Origin of the sequence: Novispirillum itersonii subsp. itersonii ATCC 12639, from assembly GCF_000381985.1 — a bacterium.
In the GTDB taxonomy this organism is placed as follows: domain Bacteria; phylum Pseudomonadota; class Alphaproteobacteria; order Rhodospirillales; family Rhodospirillaceae; genus Novispirillum; species Novispirillum itersonii.
In genome coordinates, this window is record NZ_KB907337.1 from 529,077 (window position 1) to 545,537 (window position 16,461).

The following is a 16,461-nucleotide window of genomic DNA, read 5'->3' on the forward strand; positions in this document are numbered from 1 at the left end:
GGCGCCGGATGACCTCCGGCGCCCTGCCCCAACACTCTCCGTCAGCGGCCGTCAGCGGACGCGGACATTGCGGAACTGCCACGGATCATCGTGATCGACATCTTCCGGGAACAGCTTTTCGCGGCCCTGCAGCGGGGTCCAGTCGGTATACTCACCGACCACCGGCCCCAGATAGGGGGCCGCAACCGCAAGAATATCCTCATGCGGCAGCTCGTCGGCTTCCATCAGCCCGGCGTCGGGGTTGTTGATCGCCCACACCATGCCGCCCAGCACCGCTGCCGTCACCTGCAGGCCGGTGGCATTCTGATACGGGGCCAGTTCGCGGGCTTCCGCCACGCTCAGATGCGACCCGTACCAGTATGCATTCTTTGCATGACCGAACAGCAGTACGCCCAGCTCATCGCGGCCTTCGGTCAACTGTTCATTCAGCAGGCGGTACACCGGCTGTTCCGACCATTCCTTCCCGGACAGCTCATGCAGGCTGAGAACAGCGGCATCGCAGGGATGATAGGCGTAATGCACGGTGGGGCGGTATACCACTGCATCGCCATCACGCACCGTCAGATAATCGGCGATCGAAATCGCTTCGTTATGGGTGATCAGAAAGCCGTGGAACGGTCCTTCCATCGGAGTCCAGGTCCGCACCCGGGTGCTGGCACCCGGACGGCCCAGATAAATGGCCGCATCACAGCCAAAGCCGTGACGGAAGCCGTCTTCCGGCAGGCCCTTTTCATGGGTGCCCCAGCCCAGTTCCGCCGGCTGCATGCCTTCACCGACAAAACCGTCAATCGACCAGGTATTCCAGAATTCGCCGCGCACCTTGGGGGTGACGGTGGTCTGGGTATCGCGCTCGGCAATGTGGATGCCCTTGATACCCAGTGTGCGGGCAAGCTGCGCCCACTCCGCCCGGCTGGACGGGGCAGAGACGGCAACGCCGGTGTCGGCGGCAACCGTCAGCAGCGCCCGCTTGACGAAATGGCTGACCAGCCCCGGATTGGCACCGTGGGCCATGACCGCCGTCTTCCCGCCGGGAAACTGCGCCTGCAATGCCAGCGCCTCTTCCCGCAGGGCGTAGTTGGAGCGCTGCGACGCGGTCTTGCTGGTATCGGTATACCCGCCTTCCCACGGCTCAATGCAGGTGTCGATGTACAGGGCCCCCCATTCCTGCGCCAGACGGATCAGGTCAAGGGATGACACGTTCACCGACATATTGACGATGAAGCCGTTCTGTCCGGCCAGAAGCGGTTCCAGCACGGCACGCGCGGTCTCCGGCGTCAGGGCTGTCTGAAGGAAACGGATGCCTTCGGCGTCTGCGATTCCCCGACCGGTGTCGTCGGGTGCGATGATGGTAATGGCCTCACGCGGGGCGTCGATGTGACGCAAAATCAGGGGCAAGACGCCCTGACCAATGCTGCCAAAACCGATAATGACAATCGGACCACCAAAACGGACAAGCCGCTTCCATTCACTCATTCAAACAACCTCCTTAAGTACGGCGACCTTAAAAGTTCCGGCCGCCGGGGCACCTCACAAGCGAGACGGGGTGAAAGGGGACACGCACAGCACCGGCGACAGCGCCAGCTGCGGCAGATCGGCCCCCTGATCAACGGGGGCGATCATGCCACGGGCACCGGCCAGAGCGCCATGACGTAGCTCAAGAGCGAGAAACCGCGCGCGGTCCACCGGACCGGGCAGATCCATATCAGCCGTCAGACCGGCTTCGAATCCGAAACGCCGGTAGTAGGGTTCATCCCCCACCAGCACCACGCTGCCATGCCCCAGCGACGCCGCCTGATTGATCCCGTAGCGGATCAGGCGCGAGCCGAGACCAAGGCTTTGCAGGCGCGGATGGATCGCCAGCGGCCCCAGCAGCAGAGAACGGGTTTCGCCGCCGATCTCAATCGCCCAGAACCGCAGGGTGGCAATCACCTGCTGGGCAGAATCACGGATGACGAAGGCCAGCCCGTCAACCGGGGTCTGGCTGTCGCGCAGCCGCTGGCAGGTTTTCAGATGACGGTCCGGCCCGAAGCAGAGGTCGAGCAGGGTTTCGATACCGGCGTGATCAGCAGCGGTTTCGTGCGAAATCTGGATCATGTCTGTGGGCCTCCCTGGCCCAGTCCCGGCCTGGGCGGCCGGGTGCCCGTAAAATGCAGACAGAAACGGTGCGGGTCGGATCAGATGTAGAACGACTGCAGCGGGGCGAAGCCGTTGAACGCCACCGCCGAGTAGGTGGTGGTGTAGGCCCCGGTGGCCTCGAACAGCACCTTGTCACCGATTTCCAGCGATACCGGCAGCGGGTACGGGGTCTTCTCGTACAGCACGTCGGCGGAATCACAGGTCGGGCCGGCCAGAATGCACGGCTCGGTGGCATCCCCGTCATGGGGGGTGCGGATCGGGTAGCGGATCGCCTCGTCCATGGTCTCGGCCAGACCGCCGAACTTGCCGATATCCAGATACACCCAGCGCAGTTCACCTTCGGCGGTGGACTTGCGGGAAATCAGGATCACTTCGGACTGCAGGACACCGGCGTTGCCGACCATGCCCCGGCCCGGCTCGATGATGGTTTCCGGCAGGTTATTGCCAAAGTGGCGGCGCAGCGCGGTTTCGATGGCATCGCCATAGGCCTGCACGGCGGGAATGTCGCGCAGATAGCGGGTCGGGAAGCCACCGCCCATGTTGACCATCGACAGTTCGATGCCACGGTCAGACAGGGTGCGGAAGATGCTGCCGACAATGCTCAGCGCGCGGTCATAGGTGGTGACGTCACGCTGCTGCGAGCCGACATGGAAGGAGATGCCGTAGGGCTTCAGGCCCAGACGCTTGGCCTGTTCCATCAGGTCAACCGCCATCTCCGGGGCGCAGCCGAACTTGCGGGACAGCGGCCATTCGGCGCCTTCGCAGTCGAACAGGATGCGGCAGTACACCCGGGACCCCGGCGCGGAGCGGGCGATTTTTTCCAGCTCTTCGATGGAATCGAACGCAAACATCGTCACACCCATGCCCCAGGCACGGGCGATGTCACGCTCTTTCTTAATGGTATTGCCGTAAGAGATACGGTCCGGGGTCGCCCCGGCGGCGAGAGCCATTTCGATTTCCGGCACCGAGGCGGTGTCGAAGCACGAGCCCATTTCCGCCAGCAGAGACAGGATCTGCGGGGCCGGATTGGCCTTAACGGCGTAGAAAACGCGGGTTTCCGGCAGGCAGCTGGCGAAAGCCTGATAGTTCTGACGCACCACATCGAGATCCACCACAAGGCAGGGGCCTTCCGGTCGGCGGGTGGCGAGGAACTGTTGAATACGGTCGGTCATTGCAGCACGTCCCTTGACGAAGCAGTGAAGATAAGTCGGGGACCGGAAAGCCATCCGGGGCCGGGGCGGCTGGTGGAAATGCCGAATACCGGGCCGGATCCCGACAGCTCCGGCGCCGTCGGAATAAAGGCATGTTGTGCTTGCTGTTCGTGGCCAACGCACAGACGCCCGGGGGTTGCCGGACGTTTACCCATGCGCGTTGGTTTTTCGGATTGGGGAGTGCAATCCGCACGCTTGGCAATGAAGTAAAGTGCCTCTTCAGTAACGCCGACCTGTGGAGAGCCGACAGAGACCAAAAAAGCCGCGTTACGTCGTTGCTTTAAGCTGCCATCCCACAGTGAATTTTCCGCAGGGCCTCAACGGGTTAAGGCGGCGGAAGAGCGGGGCGTCCGGCAGCGACGGGCACGTGCGAATACGGACTGACGGTGATTTATTATCCATCGACCCTGATTGCAAATTAAATTTTCGTCTCTGAGATAAAAAAATTCACCGGCATCCGGTTACCGCGCACAGGGTGCGGTAACGCCGGGAAAAATACCGCTGATGCCGCTGAAAACCGCAGAAAAAACGGGTCACAGGGACGGCGGCGTACAGGCCGAAACCACGATGCAGTCCTCATCCCCGATATTACGGAAGCGATGGGGGATGCGGCTGTCAAACAGATAGGCATCACCGGGGCCAAGAATGCGCCGCTGCTCGCCCACCGTCACCTCCATCCGGCCACTGATGATAACGCCGCCCTCTTCGCCCTCATGACTCAGCAGCACCTTGCCGCTGTCGGTGCCGGGGGCATAGCGTTCGTGCAGGATCTGCAACGCCCGCCGGGTCATATCAGTGCCAACCTGCCGGTAGCTGATTTTACCGCGCCCGATCTCCACCAGTTCGGCGGCGGGAAAAAACACCCGCTCAGCCCCCTCTTCCGGCATTTCCAGCGCGAAAAACTCCGCCAGCCCCATCGGAATGCCGTCAAGAACCCGCTTCAGTGACCCGACGGACGGATTGGTGCGGTCGGATTCAATCAGCGAAATCGTGGCATTAGTCACCCCGGCCCGGCGGGCCAGTTCCCGCTGGCTGAGACCGTGGCGTTCCCGCACCATCCGCAGTCTGGCCCCGACACTGGCATCCATTGGCAGTCCCTCTCTCTGATACAGACCCGTTTCAGGCGTTGATGATCTTTAACATGATGCAGTGCATTTTCATGTTTTTCAACACACTAGGCATCCAGAAGAAAACGTCTTGTTAAACATATGCAGACACCGCAAGGTGGAGGCTGAGACTGTACGCCGCCCGGCAGTCTGCCCCTTTTTCTTCCACCCCGTGGAGCGCACCATGCCCGACAGCCTGAATACACCAAACGATCTTGCCCCGTTCTGGATGCCGTTCACCGCCAACCGCCAGTTCAAGAGCAACCCGCGCCTGCTCGTCAAGGCCGAGGGGATGTATTACACCACCAGCGATAACCGTCAGGTTATCGACGGGACCGCAGGCCTGTGGTGCGTCAACGCCGGTCACGCCCAGCCGAAAATCGTCGAGGCAATCCAGCAGCAGGCGCTGGAGCTGGACTATGCCCCGGCCTTCCAGATGGGGCACCCCAAGGCGTTTGAGCTGGCGGCCCGGCTGGTGTCGATGATCCCCGGCGACCTTGACCATGTGTTCTTCACCAACTCCGGCTCGGAAAGCGTTGATACCGCGCTGAAAATCGCGCTGGCATACCACCGTGCCAAGGGGGATGCCTCCCGCACCCGTCTGATCGGGCGGGAACGCGGCTATCACGGGGTCGGCTTCGGCGGTATTTCCGTCGGCGGTATCGTCAACAACCGCCGTTTCTTCGGCTCGCTGCTGGCGGGCGTGGACCATCTGCGCCACACCCACGACCCGGCCCGCAACGCCTTCAGCCGTGGTCAGCCGGAACACGGGGCAGAGCTGGCCGATGATCTGGAGCGGCTGGTCGCCCTGCATGGCGCCGAAACCATCGCCGCCGTGATTGTCGAGCCGATGGCCGGGTCAACCGGCGTGCTGATGCCGCCGAAGGGATATCTGGAACGCCTGCGCGCCATCTGCGACAAGTACGGCATTCTGCTGATTTTCGACGAGGTCATCACCGGCTTCGGCCGTCTGGGCTCGCCGTTTGCGGTCGATCACTTCGGGGTGATGCCCGATATCGTCACCACCGCCAAGGGGGTCAGCAACGGCGCGGTGCCGATGGGGGCCGTGTTTGTCCGCAAGGGCATCTACGATACCTTCATGAACGGCCCGGAAAATGCCATCGAGCTGTTCCACGGCTACACCTACTCGGCCCATCCGCTGGCCTGCGCCGCCGCGCTGGCAACCCTGGATGTCTACCGCGAGCAGGATCTCTTCAAGCGCTGCGCCGATCTGGCCCCGTACTTTGAAGATGCCGTCCATTCCCTGAAGGGGCTGCCGCACGTCATCGACGTCCGCAACATGGGGCTGGTCGCCGGGATCGAGCTGGAACCCCGCCCCGGGGCACCGACCGCCCGCGCGTTTGAGGCGTTCCTGAAGTGCTATGACAAAGGCGTGCTGATCCGCACCACCGGCGACATTATCGCCCTCAGCCCGCCGCTGATCGTCGATAAGGCGCAGATTGACACCATCGTCGGCACCATTGCCGATGTGCTGAAAGAGATTGCCTGATCCCTCCTGCCGGACAGCAGACCGGGACAGACACGTAAAAACAGGGCGGTCCACACGGGCCGCCCTGTTCCTTATCAACGCCTCACGGGCCGGGGGCCCTGCCCCTTAACACTTCACGGGCCGGGGGCCCTACCCCTTAACACTTCACGGGCCGGGGGCCCTTTTGGCAAGCTGCTGACGCTCCAGAAGCGGACGGCGGTCTTTCACCACAGCCAGCGGCACCCCCATCCGTTTGACCGTGGCCACCACCGCTCCGCTCAGGCTGTCATCGCAGCCCATCTGGGTGGAAGACACGTAAAATTCCGCCGCATCCCAGACATGGGTGATCTCAAACCGGCGGTCGAGAACATCGTTGATCTGGAAGCCTTCGGCACAGACCGCCACCAGATGACGGCGTTCGCCCGGGGTATGGGGTTCAACCATATCCTCCAGCCGCTGCCCGGCCTCCCGCAGGCTGGATGACCAGTAATCCGTCTCCCACGCGCCATAGGCCCCCGGCAGCCAGCCGACAAAGCCGTTAAACCCGGCATAGCCATAGGGATGCATCATCGCCAGCGGCACTGCCGCCAGCAGGAACAGACTGACGGCAACCCCGCGCAGGCCATACTGACGCCAACGCTGGCTGCGGGCCCAGCTGACAGCCCCCATCCACCCGGCGCAGGCCAGCACCACCAACGGCGGCACCACGAACAGAAAATGCCGGATCCCGTTGTACATCGGCGGGCGGCTGAGGGCGGCATACACCACAGGGAACAGCGCCGCAAACACCACCGGCGCCCACAGGGCCACCGTCGCGTGTCCATCCCGGCCCTGCCAGGCCTTCCGCCGCAGCCACAGCCCGAAAACCCCGACCGCCAGCCCCAGCCCCAGCAGGGTCGCTTCCGGCAGCTTTACCGACAGATACATCGGCAGGTAATAGCGCGGCACGTTGGCAAGCTCTACCTCTGTGCCATCGACCATGGTGGTCATGCTGAAAGCGAAGTGCGAGAAAGTGCCGAGCGCCTTAAGAATGTTGTCAGGCGCCAGCACCGACCACGGCCAGAACACCGCCATCATCAGCAGGGCCAGCGCCAGCCCCGGCAGCAGGGCCACCAGTGAGCGGCCAAGGAAGCGCAGGCGCGGCAGAACACCGTCAGCCTGCAGCAGCACCGCCCCCAGGACCGCAGTGCCGATAAACCCGACCGACAGCACCGCCCCGACCCGCAGACCGATGGCACACCCCACCGCCAGCCCCAGTTTCAGCACCAGCGACAGCGGCGGGCGTGGCAGAACGGCAGCACAGCGCAGGGCATAATACAGGGCCCACATCATCGCCGTGGCAAACGGCACATCTTTGGTATGGGTGAACATCGCGCCAGACCACATGCCGGTCAGCAGCAGCAGCCCCATGGCGGTCAGCCCGGCGCGGTCACCCATCAGCAGGCGGGCCACCCGCGACGTCCCGATCAGACCGACAACGCCGATCAGCCCTGACAGCAGGTGCCGCAGATGCCAGACATCGGCAAACGGAAAGATTTTTTGCAGCAGCACCGCCAGAAGGTCGAACAGACCGCCGTATAAGTAGAGGTTCTTGTACGAAAACGCCGCCAGATCCGTCATCCCGGAGGCATAATAGCGCCACAGCAGCTCGCCATAGGTGTGCTGCACCAGTTCGTCGTTACTGGCCCCATGCAGGGGAAACGTCGCCAGCACGAATGCCACAGCCAGCCAGGGCACGATCATCAGACAATCGCGCACCGTCAGCGAGCGCAGGGCAGCAGCCAGCCAGGCGGGGGACAGGGGAATCCCATCCGGGGTTTTCATGACCGGGTCTCCGTCTTTGCGTCCGATCGCGGGTCCTGCCCGACCCGATCGGCGACAATGTAAAGCGGACGCCCTTTCACTTCGTTAAAAATACGGCCGATATATTCCCCCAGAGCCCCCAGACTGATCAGCTGAATCCCCGAGGTAAACAACCCGGCCACCATCAGCGAGGCATAACCGGGCACATCAATCCCCCAGATCAGGGTCCGCACCACCAGCCACCCGCCGTAGATCACCGACAGCAGGGCAATCGTCACCCCAGCAATCGACCACACCCGCAGCGGCACCATCGAAAACGCCGAAATCCCATCCAGCGCATAGCGGAACAGCCGCAGGAACGGCCATGCAGACTGCCCGCCGACACGCTCCGCCGGTTCAAAATCAATCAGAACCTGCCGGAAGCCGACCCAGCTGGTGATGCCTTTCATAAAGCGGTTCCGTTCGGGCAGGCTGTTGATCGCATCAACCACCGCCCGGTCAAACAGGCGGAAGTCGCCCGCACCTTCCGGGATCTCCACTTCTGACACATAATGGAACAGCCAGTAGAACATCCGGCTGGCCAGCCGCCGGGTTGTCGGGTCCGTCTGGCGTGACCGCCGGACCGCCGTCACCATCTGCGCGCCGTCAGTCCAGCGTTGCAGCATCTCAGGCAACAGCTCCGGCGGATGTTGCAGATCACCGTCCATCAACACCACGACATCGCCAGCCGCCGCCCGCAGCCCCGCCGCCATCCCGGCTTCCTTGCCGAAATTGCGGGCGAAGCGCAGGCCGCGCACCGCCGGATCGGCTGCCGCCAGATCGCGGATCACCTCGAAACTGGTATCGCGGGAGCCGTCATCGACCAGCACGATCTCCCAGCGGGAAACCGGCATCTGCCGCAGCACCGCTGTCAGGCGGCTGTGCAGGGCGTGCAGGGCTTCCCCCTCATTATACACGGGCACGACAACGGACAGGAAAGGCCCCTGTCCCGAGGATTCAGACGCCACAGTCACGGCACCATCCAACGCAATAGCCACGTTGCACCTGTCTTAAAATCGCCCCCTCTGCCCTGACCCTGTTATCGGGTATCTTGCCATCGGGCGGGGGCCTCTCTAATACCTTGATCCTGATCCGTCCGCCATAGACCGGAAGTCCCCCCATGATCAAAAAAGTGATTTCGGCCCCCGGATTTCATCCGGTTGTCATCTGCGCCGACGATTACGGTCTGTCGCCGGGGGTCAGCCGGGCGATTGAAGAGCTGATCGCCGCCGGCCGCCTCAGCGCCACCAGCGTGATGACCACCCTGCCGGACTGGCGGACGCAGGGGCCAGAGCTTAAGGCCCTGACCCGGTCCCACCCTGCCGACATCGGCCTGCATCTGACCCTGACCGAACAGCCGCCGCTGACCGCCTGCACCGGTCTGGCGGAGAGCGGGCGCCTGCCCGGGGTCAGCGCGGTGCTGTCGCGGGCGCTGACCCGCCGCCTGCCCGGTCCGGCCCTGCGGGACGAGATCCGCGCCCAGCTTGACGCCTTTGAGGATGTCTGGGGGGCAGCCCCCGACTATGTGGACGGACACCAGCATGTGCACAGCTTCCCGCAGGTCGGCGGGATCCTTCTTGATGAACTGACCCGGCGCTACCGCCATCTGGCACAGCGGCCTTACATCCGTTCGGTTTGGGAATCCCCGCCCCGCCTGCGCCGCTATGGTGCCGCAACCGGCAAAGGGCTGATTCTGTCGGCTCTGGCCCTGCCGTTTGACCGGGCCACCCGCCGCGCCGGATTTGCGGGCAATGACAGTTTCCGGGGTCTTTATGATTTTTTCATGGCGGGCGATTACCGCCCGCTGTTCCGGCGGCTGCTGACCGCCCCATCCCGGCGGACGCTGATCCACTGCCACCCCGGGCGCTGCGACGATCTTCTGCACAGCCGCGACGGCCTGAGCTGGCCACGGGAACGGGAGCTGGCCTATCTGTCATCCGACGCCTGCGCCGAAGATCTGGAGGAAGCCCGGATCCGCCCGGCCCGCTTCGCCGGGCTGGCGGAACAGGCCTGAGCCGCATCCCCTCTTGCCAAGCGGGGCGGAAGGGGGTACCTCCTGCCTCAATGATCTGACTGACCCCCGCAGCACCGCCGCCGAGCCCCGGCAGGCGGTTTTGCCTGTTGAGCATACGGACCCCGCACCGATGACCAAAACCATCGCCCCCGCGCCGCGCGTCGGCATTGTCAGCCTTGGCTGTCCGAAGGCCCTTGTCGATTCCGAACGGATTTTGACCCGGCTGCGTGCCGAAGGCTATGAAGTGTCGCCCACCTACGAAGGGGCCGATGCGGTGATCGTCAACACCTGCGGCTTCCTCGATTCGGCCAAGGCGGAAAGTCTGGAGGCCATCGGCGAGGCACTGGCCGAAAACGGCAAGGTGATCGTCACCGGCTGTATGGGCAAAGACGAGACACTGATCCGCGAACAGTTCCCCAATGTGCTGTCCGTCACCGGGCCGCATCAGTACGAGGCTGTCGTCTCCGCCGTGCACGATGCCGCACCGCCGCAGCATGACCCCTTCGTTGATCTGGTGCCGCCGGAAGGGATCAAGCTGACCCCCCGCCACTATTCGTATCTGAAGATTTCAGAAGGCTGCAACAACCGCTGCTCGTTCTGCATCATCCCGTCGCTGCGCGGCGATCTGGTCAGCCGCCCGATCAACCGGGTGCTGGCCGAGGCCGAAAAGCTGGTCAATGCCGGGGTGAAGGAACTTCTGGTCATCTCGCAGGACACCAGCGCCTATGGCGTTGACCTCAAGTATGCCGAGGCGGACTGGAAAGGCAACCCGATCAAAACCAATATGCTGGAACTGTCGCGGGCACTGGGCGACATGGGGGTATGGGTGCGCATGCACTATGTTTACCCCTACCCCAGCGTTGACGCCGTCATTCCGCTGATGGCCGAAGGCAAGATCCTGCCGTATCTGGACATCCCCTTCCAGCATGCCAGCCCGAACGTGCTGAAGTCCATGCGCCGCCCGGCCAATCAGGAAAAGGTGCTGGACCGCATCAACAAGTGGCGCGATATCTGTCCTGACCTGACCCTGCGCTCCACCTTCATTGTCGGCTTCCCCGGTGAGACCGAGGAAGACTTTGAATTCATGCTCGACTGGCTGAGCGAAGCCAAGCTCGACCGCGTCGGCTGCTTCAAGTACGAGCCGGTGGAAGGCGCGACCGCCAACGATCTGCCCGATCAGATCGACGAAGACGTCAAGGAAGAACGCTGGCACCGCTTTATGGAGCATCAGCGCCAGATTTCTGAAGTCAAGATGGCGGCCAAGGTCGGCACCCTGCAGAAAGTGATCATCGACGAAGTGGACGAAGACGGCGCCATTGGCCGGTCCACCGCCGACGCGCCGGAAATCGACGGCAGCGTGTTCCTCAACGGGGATACTGAGGTCAAGCCCGGCGATATCGTCACCGTGCGGGTCGAGCATGCCGACGACTATGACCTGTGGGGCATCCGCATCGACTGATCCTGACCGGATCAGCAGGACAGAAAAAACCGGACGGTCTGCTGACCGCCCGGTCTTTTTTTGCGCCCCGGCTTTAGATCATCAGCGGTCAGGACTTGATCAGCGGGGCAGACCAGTCCAGCTGCTGCCACTGGCTGCGGCGGCGGCGCTTATCGTCATACATCCGGGTATCGGCAACATGCAGCAGATCGGTCTGGCTGCTGCCATCCTGCGGGGCAAGAACACCGCCGATACTCATTTCGATCTGCAACGGGCGACCTTCCAGCAGCACAGTGCCGGAGACCGACAGCCGCAGGCGTTCGATGAAGCGGTCGAGGCGGTCGCGGGTGGTGATATCACTCAGCAGCACCACAAACTCATCCCCCCCCAGACGGGCCGGATGTTCTCCCTCGCGGCAGCTTGCCTGCAGGCGGGCCCCGATCTCCTTCAGCAGGGCATCGCCGACCGCATGGCCGTTGACGTCGTTGACCTGCTTAAAACGGTCAAGGTCAAACAGCACCAACCCGAAGCCTTCGCCGTTACGCTCCAGCGCCAGAAACGATTCTTCCAGCAGAGCATCCATCTGGCGGCGGTTGGCCAGCCCGGTCAGCGGATCCCGCCGGGTCAGGGCTTCCAGCTCCCCCTGTTTGCGGTACAGCACAAGGGCAGCGGCCCCGGTCATCCACAGCAGGGTCCAGACCGTGAAGGTAAAGAACAGCGGCTCATTCACTGCCTGCGGCCGGTCGCCCGCCCCCAGCAGCAGACGCAGGGTGTAGTTCCAGCGCATCGCAAAGCCGATGGCAAGGCAGAACAGAACCGCCGCGCACAGGGTTTCCGCCGCCCGGGTGGCCCTGTCCTGCCGATACAGCAAAATCAGCGCCCCGGACAGCAGCAGGACCAGATAATAGCTGTCGCTGAACATGTAGCGCCGGGGCGGGTAAGGGGCTGTGATCACCGACACCACCACCACCACCACAAACAGCGCCGCCCACCACGGCCAGCGCCCTTTGATCGAGCCAATCCCCTTGAACCGCAGGATCCCTTCAAAATACAGGGAAAACAGCGTCATGGTGGCAACGTTGACCGTCGCATTCCAGATGTAGGTATCAAAGATACCGAGCATACCGCTGGAATACGCCGTCATGCAGACGATAGAGGCGATCATCCAGCAGCCCGGTCCCCGGGTTCCCGGGGTGGTCCGCCAGACAATCACCATCATCGCCACCGATGCGATGTTGATAAACGCATTGGTGATGGCAAGGGTTGCCGGATGCAGAACGACTGAAAACACCCTAATCCCCTTTTACACCGACCGGATCACGATGCGGTTTCCTCCGCTGCAGCACGGGGCCACGACTGACGGCGGCGCTGCTGCTTGGCCTGATACATCCGCTGATCCGCAACGTGCAGCACGTCCGTCTGGTTGATGCCATCGGCAGGCACCAGCGCGCCGCCGATACTCAGACGGACGGTCACAGTCTGTCCGTCCCGGGTCACCGCCGGGCCTTCCACCGCCGCCTGAAGGCGGGTCATCGCCGCAGTCAGATCCTCGGCAGTGACAATCTCTTTCAACAGCACCACAAACTCATCACCGCCGAAGCGGGCCGGAAGGTCGCCGGACCGGCAGAACAGTTTCAGCCGCCGCCCGACCTCTATCAGGCAGTCATCCCCGGCAAGGTGGCCGATCGTATCGTTGATTTCCTTAAAGCCGTCGAGGTCAAAAGTCAGGACCGCAAAGCCGGGCACACTCTTCGGCAGCGGAGCCCCCCGGATCCCCGAGCGTTCCGGCACCGACAGCAACGGCTTCGCCGCCGCTTCAAAGACCCGGTCAAATTCGCGGCGGTTGGGCAGGCCGGTCAGCGCATCTTCCCGGCTCAGGGCCTCAATGCGGGCCTGAGACCGCTTCAGCACCATCAGCACCACCGCATAGGTCCACCAGAACGACCATACGGTGAACAGAAACTGGGCGGTGCCATCAATGGCCTGCAGGGTCCGCGGGCTGTCCCCGACCATAAGATCGCCGGTCAGCAGGTGATACGTGTTGATCCAGCGCCACAGCAGAGCCCCCCCCACCAGCAGGAAGGCCACACAGCCGAACAGACGGATCGGGATACTGACATCCGCCGCCCCGCGCAGCAGCAGCAGCAGGGCTGCCGCCACCAACAGCAACAGCACACCATCCTGCACCGTCTGCCGGAGGACGGGATCGCTGAACAGCCCGGCCAGAATCGGCCCGCTGAGAGCAGCGGCGGTGCAGAAGGCAAACGTCCGCCCATAGGCCCGTTCCGGAACCGCCTGACGGTCCTCGGCTGCCATGAAACGGATCAGACCATCAATCACCAGCACGAACAGCAACGCCGCCAGCGATGTATAGGCCATTCCCCAGTGGGGGGGATAAGGCCCGGTCTCCGCATCCCGGATCAGGACGGTGACACCAGCCAGCACAGGCGACAGCAGGCTGGCGACAAACCAGAGGGCCGGGCCGGGCATACGCGCATTGGCACGCCAGATCACCCCCATCAGAATCACCGTGGCAATACCGATACAGACGCTGAGCAGCGCCATTGTCGGCAGATCAAGTGTCCGCATCCCCACCCCATTGACGTGATCGCACAGCCTGTCCGGAACGGCCTGATGCGAAAAGCGCAGCCCGGCACGGGATCAGCCTGCCCCAAGAGGCAGCAGCGGATCCGATATCCTGAGCTCTCCAAAGCTACCGCGCCAGACAGACCGGGTAAAGTCCGCTTAATCCAGCGACAGAAGAATCATTCGTAATTTAACGGCTGCGCTTCTGATTTCCTGCGGGGTATAGGCAGCAAACCCGATAAGAATACCACTTTCGCGAACAGGTTTCCGGCAATACCCGGACAGAGCGCGGACACTCACCCCGGCGGTACGGCAGCGGTCTGCGATCTGCTGATCGGGCGGAACCGGCCCGGCCTGAATCAACCGCTGCATCAGCCGGTCAGACAGCCGGGCCACCACATGCATCCCCGATGGCTGCACCTCCGGCACGGTCAGCCAGTCTGCGCAGTGCTCCTGCAGGGCCTGTAACAGAACCCCCTGACGGTCGGCATAAACACGGCGCATCCGCCGCAGATGCCGGGCATAGGCCCCGCTGTCCATAAAGTCGGCCAGCGCCGGTTGCAGGGCCAGAGAGGCCCGGGGGCCGGTGGCCTGCAGGCAGGCCCGGTACCGTTCCACCGAGGCCAAGGGCACCGCCAGATAGCCCAGCCGCACCCCGGAGGCAAAGACCTTCGAAAAACTGCCGAGGTAAATCACCCGGGCCCCATGATCCAGCGAGGCCAGCGCCGCCAGGGGCCGCCCGCCATAGCGGAATTCGCTGTCATAATCATCTTCCAGCACCATCGCCCCCTGCTGTCTGGCCCAGTCGATCAGGCCCAGACGGCGCGGCAACGGCATCGTGTACCCCAGCGGATAATGCCGGGACGGGGTCACCATCGCCAGACGCACCGGTGCCGCCCACCGCAGGGCCGCCAACCCCTCCAGACACAGACCGCTGCTGTCCACCGGGCAATCAAGGGGTACCCCGCCCCGGTCGGTCACCATGTTCCGGGCCGGGGCATATCCGGGGTTTTCCAGCACCACGCCCTCCCCCGGTCCGACGAAAGCCCGCAGGGTCAGATCAATGCCATCCCCGGCCCCGGCGGTGATGATGATCTGATCCGGGGTCACATCAATCCCCCGCCACACCTGTAGATGCCGCGCCAGTGCCTGCTGTAAGGCCGGATCCCCGAACACCGTTTCCCCATGCCCCAGCACCCGGGGGGACGGGCGGCGCCAGCTTCCCGCCAGCGCCCGGCTCCACTCTGCGGCGGGGAACAGACGACAATCAGGCTCCCCCGGCTGAAGCGGCGGCGGCCAGCCGGGCACCTCTTCCCACGGGCGGACACGCGGCGGCGTGGCAGGCGCAGGAGCCGGGCGCGGCACCGCACCGGAAACGGTCAAGGTCTCCTCCGGCAGCGGGCAGACATACATGCCGCTGCCAGCCCGCCCGGCGATATAGCCTTCCCCCACCAGCTGATCGTAGGCCGCGATCACGGTTGCCCGCGAGACCCCAAGCTCCGCCGCCATCAGGCGGCTGGACGGCAGACGCTCTTCCCGCCGCAGAACCCGCCGCAGGATCAGATCCCGCAGTTGCTCATACAGCTGCACATACACCGGCGCGTCTGCCTGCGGATCCAGAGAAACCCCGATCCATGCCCCGCCCATCACGTTGCCCCCCGCTCAAACTGGTCTGTAAAGATTATTGCAGAGTGGATCTTTTTGACAGGCCAGTTTTGATCAAAAGTCAGCGGACGGCAGAGACGGATCCCCCCCCTGCCCCTGTTTTTCGGCTGCCTGTTTAAGGACCCCGTGACGATGACCGATCAGACCCTGCCCCCTTCCGCCCACGCCACTGTAAAACGGGGGGCCAAGCGTGCCCGGTACGATGCGGAAACGCTGCACGCCATTCTTGATGCCATGCCCCTGTGCCATGTCGGCTACATCATCGACGGTCGCCCAGTGGTGATCCCCACCCTGCAATGGCGGGACGGCAATACCCTGTACTGGCATGGGGCCAGCACCAGCCGCACCATCGCCGCCGCAGCCGGGCAGGATGTCTGCGTCACGGTGTCGATTCTTGACGGACTGGTGATCGCCCGGTCGGCCTTCAATCACAGCGTCAACTACCGCTCAGTGGTCGTTCATGGCCGCCCGCGCCTGATCGACGACCCTGTTCATAAGGAAGCCGCCCTGAAAGCGATGATCGAAAGCCTGACCCCCGGGCGGTGGGACGCCCTGCGCCCGATGCACCCGAAAGAGTTTAAGGCCACCGGCGTGCTGGCGCTGGACCTTGATGAGGCATCCTGCAAGGTGCGGAACGGCCCCCCGGTTGATGATGCCGAGGATTACGCCCTGCCGATCTGGGCCGGTGTCCTGCCACTGCACAGCCGCTGGGGCACCCCGGAAGATGACAGCCGTGTGCAGCCCGGCGTTGAACCACCTGAGGCGATCACCGCTTTTCCGCAGGGGCCGATGTTCCGCGGTCTGTAAGCCAATCGGATGCTGCCCCGTCCACGCCGGAAGCGCATCCGAGACCATCCCCCGGCCCCGGCCACCCCGGGCCGGGGGATTTCTGTTTGAATTCTTAGCCCCGGTTAAATTCTTAGCCCCGGAAGACACCGGAACAGCAGACACCGGAAACCTTCAGGGCAAAAGAC

Annotated in this window: 13 protein-coding genes; 4 read left to right on the forward strand and 9 right to left on the reverse strand. The window is 63.6% G+C overall.

From position 1 onward, the window contains the following. Nucleotides 1-51: 51 nt before the first annotated feature. The 4 genes from G365_RS0102465 to G365_RS0102480 form a co-directional block, all read right to left on the reverse strand. Nucleotides 52-1,473, reverse strand: a complete 1,422-nt coding sequence (locus G365_RS0102465) for a homospermidine synthase (protein ID WP_019643918.1) — start codon at nucleotides 1,471-1,473, stop codon at nucleotides 52-54. A 54-nt stretch (nucleotides 1,474-1,527) separates the two neighbouring features. Then, nucleotides 1,528-2,094 (reverse strand): GNAT family N-acetyltransferase, encoded by a 567-nt coding sequence (locus tag G365_RS0102470; protein WP_019643919.1) that lies wholly within the window; start codon nucleotides 2,092-2,094, stop codon nucleotides 1,528-1,530. Between the two features lie 80 nt (nucleotides 2,095-2,174). Continuing rightward, nucleotides 2,175-3,308 (reverse strand): type III PLP-dependent enzyme, encoded by a 1,134-nt coding sequence (locus G365_RS0102475; RefSeq protein ID WP_019643920.1) that lies wholly within the window; start codon nucleotides 3,306-3,308, stop codon nucleotides 2,175-2,177. Between the two features lie 572 nt (nucleotides 3,309-3,880). Continuing rightward, nucleotides 3,881-4,435 carry a cupin domain-containing protein gene (locus G365_RS0102480; RefSeq protein WP_019643921.1) on the reverse strand — a complete coding sequence of 185 codons (555 nt, stop codon included), beginning with the start codon at nucleotides 4,433-4,435 and terminating at the stop codon, nucleotides 3,881-3,883. A 202-nt stretch (nucleotides 4,436-4,637) separates the two neighbouring features. Here G365_RS0102480 and G365_RS0102485 point away from each other — a divergent pair, with 202 nt between their 5' ends. Continuing rightward, nucleotides 4,638-5,963, forward strand: coding sequence for an aspartate aminotransferase family protein (locus G365_RS0102485; RefSeq protein ID WP_019643922.1), 1,326 nt, complete (start codon nucleotides 4,638-4,640; stop codon nucleotides 5,961-5,963). Between the two features lie 144 nt (nucleotides 5,964-6,107). Here G365_RS0102485 and G365_RS0102490 read toward each other — a convergent pair whose 3' ends face one another. Together G365_RS0102490 and G365_RS0102495 are read right to left on the reverse strand one after the other, a co-directional pair. After that, nucleotides 6,108-7,766, reverse strand: a complete 1,659-nt coding sequence (locus G365_RS0102490; RefSeq protein WP_019643923.1) for a hypothetical protein — start codon at nucleotides 7,764-7,766, stop codon at nucleotides 6,108-6,110. After that, nucleotides 7,763-8,782 carry a glycosyltransferase family 2 protein gene (locus G365_RS0102495; protein WP_211217646.1) on the reverse strand — a complete coding sequence of 340 codons (1,020 nt, stop codon included), beginning with the start codon at nucleotides 8,780-8,782 and terminating at the stop codon, nucleotides 7,763-7,765. Before G365_RS0102495 ends, G365_RS0102490 begins: the two co-directional genes overlap by 4 nt. A 122-nt stretch (nucleotides 8,783-8,904) precedes the next feature. Between G365_RS0102495 and G365_RS0102500 the strand changes: the two genes are divergently transcribed. Together G365_RS0102500 and rimO are read left to right on the forward strand one after the other, a co-directional pair. Continuing rightward, the gene (locus tag G365_RS0102500) at nucleotides 8,905-9,798 is read left to right on the forward strand and encodes a ChbG/HpnK family deacetylase (protein WP_019643925.1); all 894 of its coding nucleotides are present in this window, start codon (nucleotides 8,905-8,907) and stop codon (nucleotides 9,796-9,798) included. A gap of 130 nt (nucleotides 9,799-9,928) precedes the next feature. Continuing rightward, entirely contained in the window at nucleotides 9,929-11,257 is a 1,329-nt protein-coding gene (gene rimO, locus G365_RS0102505) for a 30S ribosomal protein S12 methylthiotransferase RimO (RefSeq protein ID WP_019643926.1), read from the forward strand. Between the two features lie 88 nt (nucleotides 11,258-11,345). Here rimO and G365_RS22590 read toward each other — a convergent pair whose 3' ends face one another. The 3 genes from G365_RS22590 to pdxR form a co-directional block, all read right to left on the reverse strand. Beyond that, entirely contained in the window at nucleotides 11,346-12,527 is a 1,182-nt protein-coding gene (locus tag G365_RS22590) for a GGDEF domain-containing protein (protein ID WP_019643927.1), read from the reverse strand. Between the two features lie 26 nt (nucleotides 12,528-12,553). Continuing rightward, on the reverse strand, nucleotides 12,554-13,825 hold the full coding sequence (locus G365_RS22595) for a GGDEF domain-containing protein (protein WP_019643928.1): 1,272 nt from the start codon (nucleotides 13,823-13,825) through the stop codon (nucleotides 12,554-12,556). A gap of 156 nt (nucleotides 13,826-13,981) precedes the next feature. Then, nucleotides 13,982-15,469 carry a MocR-like pyridoxine biosynthesis transcription factor PdxR gene (gene pdxR, locus G365_RS0102520; protein WP_019643929.1) on the reverse strand — a complete coding sequence of 496 codons (1,488 nt, stop codon included), beginning with the start codon at nucleotides 15,467-15,469 and terminating at the stop codon, nucleotides 13,982-13,984. A 150-nt stretch (nucleotides 15,470-15,619) separates the two neighbouring features. Here pdxR and G365_RS0102525 point away from each other — a divergent pair, with 150 nt between their 5' ends. Continuing rightward, nucleotides 15,620-16,294 (forward strand): pyridoxamine 5'-phosphate oxidase family protein, encoded by a 675-nt coding sequence (locus G365_RS0102525; protein WP_019643930.1) that lies wholly within the window; start codon nucleotides 15,620-15,622, stop codon nucleotides 16,292-16,294. The last annotated feature ends 167 nt before the right edge of the window (nucleotides 16,295-16,461 follow it).